At 48.1% G+C, this 3,066-nt stretch carries 3 protein-coding genes and 1 pseudogene; 1 reads left to right on the top strand and 3 read right to left on the bottom strand.

The window, feature by feature from the left end; all coding sequences use genetic code 11:
• Positions 1–107: 107 nt before the first annotated feature.
• A complete protein-coding gene (locus ACTTJF_RS10030) occupies positions 108–761 on the top strand; it encodes a response regulator transcription factor (RefSeq protein ID WP_442551844.1) in 654 nt (217 codons plus the stop codon).
• On the opposite strand, the gene ACTTJF_RS10035 is transcribed toward ACTTJF_RS10030, so the two are convergent.
• From ACTTJF_RS10035 to ACTTJF_RS10045, 3 genes and pseudogenes are all read right to left on the bottom strand, one after another.
• Complete coding sequence (locus ACTTJF_RS10035; protein ID WP_442551846.1) at positions 762–1,460, bottom strand: ABC transporter ATP-binding protein; 699 nt, start codon at positions 1,458–1,460, stop codon at positions 762–764. It abuts the gene before it with no gap.
• A 59-nt stretch (positions 1,461–1,519) separates the two neighbouring features.
• Positions 1,520–2,410 carry a FecCD family ABC transporter permease gene (locus tag ACTTJF_RS10040; RefSeq protein ID WP_442551845.1) on the bottom strand — a complete coding sequence of 297 codons (891 nt, stop codon included), beginning with the start codon at positions 2,408–2,410 and terminating at the stop codon, positions 1,520–1,522.
• A 131-nt stretch (positions 2,411–2,541) separates the two neighbouring features.
• Positions 2,542–3,066 (bottom strand): annotated as a pseudogene (locus tag ACTTJF_RS10045) (iron ABC transporter substrate-binding protein); the annotation flags it as partial.

Raw genomic sequence — 3,066 nt, forward strand, 5'->3', positions numbered from 1 at the left:
AAGCCGCAATCAAAAAAGAAGAGATAAAGAAGGCTTATTTTGGGGAGGATTATGTAGCGCCGAAAGTAGAAAATAAAGAAGGCAATGCCACCAAAAAGTAGGCTAAAATGAAGAAAATTTTGCTTGTTAGCGACGACGCTCAGATGCAACTAAACCTCAACGCCGCGCTTTACCGCTTTAACATCCGCATAGTTCGTTTTGAAAATTTAAGCGAGTTAAAAGAGGATTATTACAACGGCAATCGCTACATCTTTTACGTCATCGACGTAAAGACGAAGGATCTGGCAAATTTCGACTCGGTCAAATTTCTGCGAGATAACGGGAGTCTAACTCCCGTTATGATCCTTATAGATAAGGCCATCCCCGCGCTTTATAAGAAAATTTACTACGCCAAATACGACGATTTTATGGTTAAGCCTTTTTTGCCGGAGGAGTTTTTGTTTCGTGTGTTTAGAAACTGCCGAATTTTACTCGGGAGCAAATTTGAGCTAAAAAACGGCGCTATCTACGACAAAAACAGCCTCACTCTGCACATAAACGGCACAAATATAATGCTGGGCAAAAAAGAGGGATTGTTTTTAGAAATTTTGGCCAAAAACGCCCCGCACGTAGTAACGATCCAGGAGCTTGAGTGGAGTATCTATAAGGACGAAAACGTCTCGTCCGATCGCCTGCGCTCGCTCGTGCGTCAGCTACGCGCGAAGCTACCTTTTGAGCTAATCAAAACCGTGCGCAGTATCGGGTATAGTTTGGAGGAGTAGCTACAGCTTAGGCAGGATCACCTCTTTTTGCGCGAGCCTTTCAAAGGTGCAGACGTCGCCGTAAATTTTAGCCAGCAGCTCGTCGTTTAAAACCTGCACGACGCTGCCTTTTGAGACGATCCGCCCGTCACGGAAGACTATCACTTCGTCGCAAAACCAAAGGATGTGGTTTGGCTCGTGCGTGCAGATGACGATCGTCTTGCCGCCCGCAGCGATCTTTTTTAAAATTTTCCAAAGCGTGATCTGGTTTTTAAAATCAAGCGCGGACGTCGGCTCGTCAAGCAAGATGAGCGGCGTATCCTGCGCAAGCGCCCTGGCGATAAAAACTAGCTGCCGCTGCCCTCCGCTAAGCTCGTTCATCTTTTTATCGGCTAGATGCGAGATACCGATAAACTCCATCGCCTCGCTCACCGCCCTTTTGTCGTCTTTACTAAAGCCAAATAGGCTCTTTACGTGCGTGGAGCGCCCCATCAGGACGATATCCCTTACGAAAAACGGAAAATGCAGCTCGGTGTGCTGCGCGACGTAGGCGATGTTTTTGGCTATCCAGGCGGGGCTTTTGTGCTTCGTGTTTTGCGAACCCACATAAATTTCGCCGCCTTTGATATGCAAAAATTTCATACAGCAGTTAAAAAACGTGCTCTTGCCGCTACCGTTTGTGCCCAAAAGCCCGCATATGCTGTCTCTTTTGATCTCTATGCTTACGTCTTAGAGCCCAAATCCGCCGTAGCTAAAGGACAAATTTTTCGTTTGCAGTATCATTTTAGCAGCTCCTTTGCTTTGCTTCTTAAAAGCGCGATGAGAAATGGCGCGCCTACCAAAGAGGTTATGATGCCTACGGGAATCTCGGCCATCGCCACCGTGCGCGCGAGCGTATCGCATACGAGTAGATAGAGTGCTCCTATGAGCCCTGATAGCGGCAGCACCCATCTGTTATCCGGGCCGCTTATGAGGCGCGCGACGTGAGGCATGATGAGCCCTATCCACGCGATGATGCCCACGTTTGCCACGCACACGGCGGTCATCAAGGTAGCGATCGTTATAAAGATAAGCTTGTATTTTTCGGGATTTATGCCGAGGCTTCTTGCCTGATCGTCGCCTAGGCTTAGTAAATTTAGCTTCCACGCAAGCGTGCAAAGCGCCAAAAAGCAAACTCCAGTGACCGAGGCGATCTCGCCTAGGCTTTGCCATTTGGAGTAGTACAGCCCGCCCATCATCCAAAATGTGATCTCTCTTAGCTGTGCGTCCTCGCTTACGTATTTTGCGATCGATACGCACGCCGAAAATATCGAGCTTACGATGACGCCCGATAAGATAAGCCCCACCACGGGCACTATGCCGCCGTTTTTTGCGAGCGTGTAGGATAAAAACACTGCGAAAAACGAAAAGGCAAACGCGCTTAGAGCGATATTAAAAAATATGCCGGAAAACAGTATCGCTAGCGCCGCACCCAGCGCCGCACCCGAGCTAGCTCCCAGTATAAAGGGCTCAACGAGCGGGTTTTTAAAGCAGGCCTGATATATCGCGCCCGCGTTTGAAAGCGCGAAGCCCACTATCACGGCGGTTAAAATTCTAGGCATTCTGATTTCAAAGATGACGGTTTGATCCATCTTGGAGATACCTACGGCGGGGATGTCAAAAATTTTCAAATTTAAAACGTCTAAAAATTTTGGCGATCGAAATTTTATAATCCCCGAGCATGAGCGCCGCAATCATACAGAGCAAAAGCGCGCCCAAAAGAACGAATAAAAATAGTAAATTTGACTTAAAAGCGCCGGGCTTAAAAGTCATGCTCTACCGTCCAGTCTAAAATTTGCTCGCTTCTAAGCGCCTTTGCTTGCTCCTCGCTCACGCCGTAAACGTCTTTGTAAAAATCGATGACGAATTTATGAACCTTGATGTCCGAAAAGAGCTGCGGATAGGCCGCTTTTGCGATTATCAGGATATCTATCGGATACTCCACGCGGCGCGCGCAGTTCATCGGCGACCACGGCATAGCGTAAACGCGCTTGTTTTTGATCGCTTTTAGCTCCTCTAGTTTTTCAAAATCTGCCGAATTTAAAAGCTCGCTTGCCGGATGGTAGCCGTTTGAGGTCGGCAGTACGATGACGTCAGGATCTATCGCGTAAAGCTGCTCGGTGCTTAAAATCACGTTTGAGCCATCGCCTCTAAAGGCGTTTTTAGCGCCCGCGATATTTTCTATGATGAAGGATTCTGGGGTATTTACGCCGTAAGCGCTCGCCACGCCGCCGTTTTTGCGGATGTTTGGATTAAGCCCCATGTAGAGCATGCTGACCTTTTGATC

Origin of the sequence: Campylobacter sp., from assembly GCF_052170435.1 — a bacterium.
GTDB lineage: Bacteria > Campylobacterota > Campylobacteria > Campylobacterales > Campylobacteraceae > Campylobacter_A.

Excerpts from the sequence above, each read along its gene's own strand:
- ACTTJF_RS10030 (WP_442551844.1), top strand. The coding sequence starts at position 108 with ATGAAGAAAATTTTGCTTGTTAGCGACGACGCTCAGATGCAACTAAAC.